Source organism: Emticicia sp. CRIBPO (genome assembly GCF_009905725.1).
Taxonomy (GTDB): Bacteria; Bacteroidota; Bacteroidia; order Cytophagales; family Spirosomataceae; genus Leadbetterella.
On record NZ_JAAAKV010000013.1, the window covers coordinates 137,952 to 144,363 of the forward strand.

Here is a 6,412-nt window from a genome sequence, read left to right on the forward strand (position 1 = left end):
TATTCCAAAAGCTAACGACAGAGGAGACTGGAGTCAGTTTTACCAACAACATTGTCGAAAATGACACTATGAATATTATCAAATTTGAATATATTTATAATGGTGGCGGGGTGGCGATTGCAGATTTTAACAGTGACGGACTTCAGGATCTTTTTTTCAGCGGTAATCAGGTACAAAATAAACTATATCTGAACAAAGGAGATTTTAAGTTTGAAGACGTTTCGAAACCTTCCGGAATTGATGGTTTTGACCGCTGGAATACCGGGGTAGTAACTGTTGATGTCAATGGAGACGGTCTGATGGATATTTATGTGGCCGCTTCAGTAAAACAACCCGCTTCAAAAAGAGAAAACCTGCTGTTTGTTAACCAGGGTGTCAAAGGAGGCGTTCCTGTTTTTAAAGAAATGGGAAAAGAATATGGGGTAAATGATGACGGTCATTCTGAAAATGCTACGTTCTTTGACTACGATAATGACGGGGATCTTGATTTGTATGTGGTAACGAATGTTATTGATCAATATCCGAACTTCTACAGGCCTAAGAAAACAGATGGTTCGAATCCGAATACAGACCGGCTTTACCGCTGTGACTGGAGTGATTCGCTCAAGCATCCTGTTTACACCAATGTTTCTAAAGAAGCCGGAATCCTGATAGAGGGTTTTGGCCTGGGGGTTAATATTTGTGATATCAACAATGATGGCTGGAAGGATATTTACGTAACAAACGATTATGCGTCTGATGACCTGTTTTATGTCAATAATAAAAACGGCACATTTACTGATAAAGCAGCTGACTACTTTAAACATACCAGCAATTCGGCTATGGGGAATGACATTGCTGATATCAATAATGACGGATTGCTTGATATTATCGCATTGGACATGCTTCCGAAGAACAACCTGAGAAAAAAAGTGCTGGCCCCTGCCAATAACTACCAGTTGTATAATTTCAGTGATCAGTACGGGTATATTTATCAGTACATGAGAAATACACTTCAACTCAATAATGGAATAGATGCAAAAGGCGAACCGAAATTCAGTGAAATAAGCCTGCTGTCAGGTGTAGCCGAAACCGACTGGAGCTGGACACCCTCACTGGCTGACTTTGACAACGATGGTTTCCGTGACTTGTTCGTGACCAATGGTTTTCCAAAAGATGTGACCGACCGGGATTTTATGGCGTTCAGGGCTGATGCAGAAAGGCTGGCGGGGATTGATTACCTGCTTTCTCAGATTCCTGAAGTGAAAATCAGCAATTATGCTTTCAGGAATAAAGGAGATCTTACATTTGAGAACGTTACCAAGTCCTGGGGTTTTGATATTCCTTCTTTTTCTAACGGAGCAGCTTACGGAGACCTTGATAATGATGGAGACCTGGATTATGTAATCAACAATATCAATGACCCGGCATCAATCTATAAAAATACCCTCATGGAAGAAAAAGGGGATAAAAAGTCTGACTATCTGAGAATCAGTTTTAAAGGGAATGATAAAAATACTTTCGGTTACGGGGCTGTTGCGGAAGCGGAGCTTACTAATAGAGAAACCCTGATTCATGAGCACAACCCTCACAGGGGATATTTGTCGAGTGTGGAGCCTTATGTGCATTTTGGATTAGGAGAGAAAGTGATCAAAACCCTGAGAATAAGATGGCAGAATGGTAAAATGCAGGAGTTTAAGAATGTAAAACCCAACCAGGTTTTGGTAGTAGACATTAAAAATGCAAACCTCGAGAGTATCAGGCCTTCATTTGTCAGAGATAACCAGATGACAGACATTACGCAGTTGGCTGGAATTGATTTTAAGCACCGTGAATATGACTTTATAGACTTCAATCAGCAGAACCTGCTTCCTTCCAAATTGTCTCAACTCGGGCCTGCCATGGCTACGGGTGATATCAATGGTGATGGATTGGATGACATATTTATGAGCGGACCTAAATTTATTAATGCTTCATTTTTTGTACAGGGGAGCGACGGCAAATTTCAACAGAAGTTCCTTTTACCCGCTGTTGATTCACTTCAGAAAAAAGGAGAAGACCTGGGCAGTTTGTTGTTTGATGCAGACCTGGATGGCGATCTTGATCTTTACATTGCCAGGGGAGGCTCGGAAGATCACCCGGCAAACCCTTCATTCCAGGATGTGCTTTATCTGAATGACGGAAAAGGCGGGTTCACTGTAGCGGTTAATGCTTTACCTGAATCGTTCCTGAGTAAATCATGTGTCAGAGCCAGTGATTTTGATCATGATGGCGACCTTGATCTCTTGGTAGCGGGAAGAAACGTTCCTTTGGAATATCCTAAACCTACTTCAAGTAAACTCTTACGGAATGATACTAAAAACGGAGTTGTTAAATTCACGGACGTGACCGCATCACTTGCACCGGGACTGAATGACATAGGATTGATTTGTGACGTGCTTTGGACAGATTATGATAATGACGGCTGGGCTGACCTGATACTGGCCGGAGAATGGATGCCTGTTACCATGTTTAAAAATGAGAAAGGAAAACTTGTTCAGAATCAGAAAACAGGGTTGGAGGCCTTCAAAGGTCTGTGGAATTCTTTAAACGGAGGCGATTTTGACGGAGACGGGGATATTGATTATGTAGTGGGAAATCTTGGAAAAAACAACCTTATGAAAGGAACGGCACTTGAGCCTGTGAAGGTGCTGGCAAAAGATTTTGATAATAATGGCAACTATGACCTGATCCCTTTTGTCTATTTTGACGGGGTCGATGGAAAAAGGCAACTGGTGCCGTTTAACGGCAAGGACGATGTCAATAAGCAGCTGAATCCGACCAGGGCCAGGTTTGTTTCCTATAAAGATTTTGCCGGGGCTACTTATGATAATTTGCTGGCGGAAGAAGCCCGTAAGGGGGCACTGGAGCTTGAAATGAATTATACTTCTTCTGCTTACATTGAAAATCTCGGTAATGGGTCCTTTAAAATCACCGAGCTTCCGGTTTATGCCCAGTTTTCAGTAGTAAACGGTATGCTGGTAAAAGACCTTGACCAGGATGGAAACCTCGACGTGCTGATTTCTGGAAACAATTACGGAAATGAGACTTCGATCGGGCGTTATGATGCATCAAACGGTATTTTTCTGAAAGGTGATGGTAAGGGGAATTTTACGGTTAAAAACTATTCAGGATTCTATGCCCCGGGTGACGCCAAGGCCCTTGTCAGTTTTTATGACGGCTCTGGGAATATGCTGATTGCGTCCGCAGAAAACCGCGGCAAGCTGAGGTTGTTCAGGACTAAAATAGCGGGCGAAGTGATTCAACTCCAACCGAAATCAACCGGTGTAATCTACAATCTGAGAGGGAAAAAACTTAAGTCGGAAGTTTATTATGGTTCTTCTTATCTTTCCCAATCAAGCAGAAAGATAGTGTTACCTGCCGGAGCTAAATTTATTTCAGAATATTAATAACAGGTATTTTTGATCAGCCGGCCGTTTCAGAAGGAGCGGCCGGCTTTTTTTACGAATTAACGCAAGGATTATCGCTGGAATTCAAAACTTAGTCTATTGAAATTTGGTTTGAAGCATAAAATGGAACTTGCAGAAGGCTAAATACTTTAATTTAGAGTTTCAGAAAGAAGATTAACCCAACCTATGAATTTAAAAAGACTTATTTATTGCTCTTGCACAGCATTGCTTCTGGCATGTGGTTCGAAGAAAGAAGAAACCGTGGACGAGGTGTTGACTCCGTCAGGACTTGGCGGAAAAGAACTGGCAGAATTGCATTGTTCGCGGTGCCACGAATACACTCCTCCTCAAATGCTTGATAAAAAAACCTGGGAAGCCGGGGTTTTACCTGAAATGGGTCTAAGACTGGGCATTGGCGATCTGTTTGGTAAATTGCTGGGGATGAGTCAGGAACATATGAATCAGACAATTGCAGCCAACATATATCCTGACAGACCGATGCTGGCAGAAGAGGACTGGAAGAAAATTGTGGCTTATTATGCTGAAAATGCACCGGAAAAACCGCTTCCTCAGGCCACGAAAGAGAAAATATCTAAAAATCTCAGTGGATTCAGGGTTATCTCCAGGAACATTCCTGAAGGAGGCTTACCCAAAAATACCTTTGTGAAATTTAGTCCTGAAGAAAAAAGCGTTTATTCAGGAGAGAAAAACGGAAAACTCTACCGATATGACCTGAAGCTGAAAAAAGCAGATTCTCTGGGTGCGTTTGGTGCTGTAGCAGATATTTATTTTGAAAAAGACGGTCTCAGAATTCTGGACATGGGGCAGATAGATCCCCATGAAGGGAAATTCGGGAAGTTTTATCAGAGAACTGCCGACGGCACACAAAAGATATTGCTGGATACATTGAGGCGTCCGGTGAGGGCTGCTTTTGGTGATCTGGATGAGGATGGGGTAGAGGATATGCTTGTCTGCAGCTTTGGTTTTGAATTGGGTAAACTGGCCTGGTACAGTGGTAAAAATAAGAAAGAAAATGTGCTTAAAAACCTGCCGGGGGCCAGGAATGTATTCATCAGGGACATGAACAATGACGGCAAAAATGATATTGTGGCATTGATGACGCAAGCCCGGGAAGGTGTTTTTATTTTTTATAATCAGGGTAACGGACGCTTTGATGAAAAGCAGGTATTGTCATTTTCTCCTGTGTTTGGTTCCAGTCATATTCAACTGGTGGATTTCAATAAGGACGGCTTTGTGGATATTGTTTATTCAAACGGTGATAACGCTGACTTTTCTTATAGTTTTAAGAGCTATCACGGGCTAAGGATTTTTGAAAACAGCGGGAAAAACAGTTTCAAAGAAGCATTCTTCTACCCGGTTTACGGAGCGGCAGAATCACACACAGCGGATTTTGATCAGGACGGTGACCTTGACATAGCTCTGATCTCTTATTTTCCTGACAAGAACCAGGTTCCTAATGAAGGATTTTTATTCCTGGAAAACACAGGAGGATACCAGTTCAAGGTTTCTTCATTTCCACAAGCAAAAAATGGCATCTGGATGACGATGGATGTGGCCGATATGGACAAAGACGGAGACCTGGACATAGTCCTGGGGGCCTACGAAAGGGGATCGGTCAACAGCTCCCGGCAGAAACTTGAAATGGTTGTCCTTGAAAACCTGAAACGCTGAGTTATTTCACTACCGGAAACGCCACTATTCTTAATTTGGTGCATCCGTAAGGAATCAGTGTAATCGTTTCTTCTTCCTGGCTTACTTCGCCCTGGTAAATTTCCTCACGGGTGGTGACAGGCTGACGTGCCACGCCTTCCACGAGTTTCCAGTTGAGAATTTTTTTGCCTTTTAAAGTGATTGAAACCGGGGCATTCTTGCTGTTCCATACATATTCTCCTGTGAGGGGTTTCGAGCTTGCAGAGGCATTTTCTGAAGGCTTATCGATCATTTTTTTCAACAATCCATAATTCCAATCGCTGGCCGGTTGGATTTCATAAAAAATACCTTCTTCTTTGATCTCTTTCTGTGTCCAGGTTTCTTCAATTTTCAGGGCATACACCAGCGGGCCACGTTCCACGGCCCTTGAATTTCTGGCCCAGTTACTGGTCCTGATCTCCATCGGGAAATCAAGCGTAAGCTGATCCCCATTGACCCAGGCTCTTTCAATCGTGATGATTTGTCCTCCTTTCTCTGTTCTGAGAGGTTTTCCGTTCAATAATATGGCAGCTTCTTTACACCATTCCGGAATTCTGAATTCCATCGGGAAGCTCAGAGTTTTGGGAGTGCCGATGGTGAAATTGATTTTGTTGTCAAAAGGGTAGGCGGTTTCTTCTTTTATCGTTACTTCTGTGCCGTCGGCAACTTTCGCTTTGACGGTATTGGGAGAATATACCAACGCCGCTAATCCTTTCCCGGGTGTTGAATACCATAGATTGGCCGCAAATTTGGTCCATCCCTGGTGCATATTGGCGGTACAGCAAGTGTATCCTGCATAATGGCCAAACACATTATTCATACCCCTGCCGAACGGAAGTGAGAAGTCATAAACCCCTCTGGAAACCTGCACCTGGTTGGCTATCTGGAAATACTGCCTGCTCATAAAATCATCAGTAGTCTGTGTCGGCAGGGCATTGAAAGTCATGCGTTCCAGGGCTTCCATATAAGCCTGGTCCCCGGTTATGCCTACAATTTCTTCCAGAGAGTACATCGCTTCCACAATGGCACAAAGTTCAACTCCTTGTGTGGGGTCATTGCCGTGCAGGTCTTCATCGCCTGAAAACATTCCGTGAGGCAAACCATGCAGGCTCATAAGGTCTTTCCAACCTGTTTTAAGAGAATCAAGATAGACGGTTTTACCTTGCGACTGATAGTAGATTGCAGGCATTTTGATGCCCATTCCTACATTGACTGCATGACGTTCCATCCATTTTTCACTGGTCTGGTTTACTGCTGCCTGGATGGCCCAGTCC

At 43.2% G+C, this 6,412-nt stretch carries 3 protein-coding genes; 2 read left to right on the top strand and 1 reads right to left on the bottom strand.

What is annotated here, in order from left to right; all coding sequences use genetic code 11:
• Positions 1 to 68 precede the first annotated feature (68 nt).
• Both GVN16_RS23115 and GVN16_RS23120 read left to right on the top strand, forming a co-directional pair.
• A complete protein-coding gene (locus tag GVN16_RS23115) occupies positions 69 to 3,428 on the top strand; it encodes a VCBS repeat-containing protein (RefSeq protein WP_229244322.1) in 3,360 nt (1,119 codons plus the stop codon).
• A 186-nt stretch (positions 3,429 to 3,614) separates the two neighbouring features.
• Positions 3,615 to 5,120, top strand: a complete 1,506-nt coding sequence (locus GVN16_RS23120) for a VCBS repeat-containing protein (RefSeq protein WP_166566333.1) — start codon at positions 3,615 to 3,617, stop codon at positions 5,118 to 5,120.
• Between the two features lies 1 nt (position 5,121).
• Here the strand turns inward: GVN16_RS23120 and GVN16_RS23125 are convergent.
• Positions 5,122 to 6,412 (bottom strand): beta-L-arabinofuranosidase domain-containing protein (locus GVN16_RS23125; protein ID WP_205748960.1); only part of this gene is annotated, 1,291 nt, incomplete at its 5' end.

Bases quoted from the DNA above. Each gene is read 5' to 3' on its own strand.
- GVN16_RS23120 (WP_166566333.1), top strand. From the start codon at position 3,615: ATGAATTTAAAAAGACTTATTTATTGCTCTTGCACAGCATTGCTTCTG.
- GVN16_RS23115 (WP_229244322.1), top strand. From the start codon at position 69: ATGAATATTATCAAATTTGAATATATTTATAATGGTGGCGGGGTGGCG.